Here is a 1,281-nt window from a genome sequence, read left to right on the forward strand (position 1 = left end):
ATCGCTGCATTCTATTGTTCTGTCTAAAGAAGCTGTTTCAGTGGACCAAGTTGGTGCAGTAGTGTCTTGAATTGTAATTACTTGTGTAAAAGTTTCAGAAGTGTTTCCACAAGCATCTGTCACTGTCCAAGTATTAGTGTAAGTTCCTGCATTTCCGCATTCTGTAGAAGCTTTAAACTCACCGCTTACTTTATTAAGATCTGAAACATCTTGATCACAAGTATCCGTTGCTGTAGGGAATAAAGCTTGCGCAGCTGTTAAGGCTTGTGCATTGCTGCATTCAATTGTTCTATTTAAAGAACCTGTTTGTGTTACCCAAGTTGGTTTTGTTTTATCCTGTACATTAATTGTTTGGCTTACAGGAAGTGAAATGTTTCCACACTCATCTTTTGCTGTCCAAGTTCTTGTAACTGAATAAGAACCGGCACAGTTACCTTGAGTAGTAACATCTTCGTAAGTTAAAACCGGAGTATTACCACCATTATCAGTTGCAGTTGCCTGTGTAAATACAGGTAATGCTGGACAATTAATAGTAGAAGTTTCTGGCAATGGATCTATTATTGGTTTAATAGAATCTCCATCTATAATAGTTACCGTTTTTGTAATTGTACATAAGTTAGCGTCTTTAACAGTAACGATATATGTTCCTGCTTGAAGTCCTGTAGCTGTAGCTCCTGTTTGAACAGGAGTTGTATTCCAAGAATAAGTGTAAGGGCTTGTTCCTCCAGCTGGAATTACAGTTGCAGAACCTGTTGTACCTCCACCACAAGCTACATTAACTTGAGTTGTAGTTGCACTTAAAGGATTTTGCGGCTGACCAATTGTAACTTCACATTTTGTAGTGTAACCTAATTTATCTGTAACTGTAACTGAGTGCAATCCGGCAGTTAAAGCAGTTGCAGTTGCAGTTGTTTCTCCATTATCCCATTCATAAATGTATTCACCATTTCCTCCAACAGCTGTTACAGTTGCTTTACCAGTATTACCACCGTAACATTTTACGGTTGCGTCTTGTTGTATACTGCAGGATAGTACATTTGGTTGTGTAATTTGTACTGTACATTCTGTAAAGCAACCATTTGCATCAGTAACTTTTACGCTATGTATTCCTGCGTTTAATGTTGTGGCTTTTTGTGTAGTTTCACCATTATCCCATAAGTAAGTATAACCAGGAGTACCACCAAGTACAGATACAGTTGCTTCACCATTACTTAAACCATTTGCAGTTACGGGTTTGTTTTGAACTACAGAACATGAAAGAGCTTGAGCAGGTTGTCCAAC

General features: G+C 38.2%; 1 protein-coding gene. It reads right to left on the reverse strand.

Annotated elements, in window-relative coordinates; all coding sequences use genetic code 11:
• The coding region (locus BOW55_RS20665; protein ID WP_206733641.1) for a SprB repeat-containing protein at window positions 1-1,281 on the reverse strand (1,281 nt) is incomplete at both ends.

Origin of the sequence: Flavobacterium sp. YO12 (genome assembly GCF_004119495.1) — a bacterium.
Taxonomy (GTDB): Bacteria; Bacteroidota; Bacteroidia; order Flavobacteriales; family Flavobacteriaceae; genus Flavobacterium.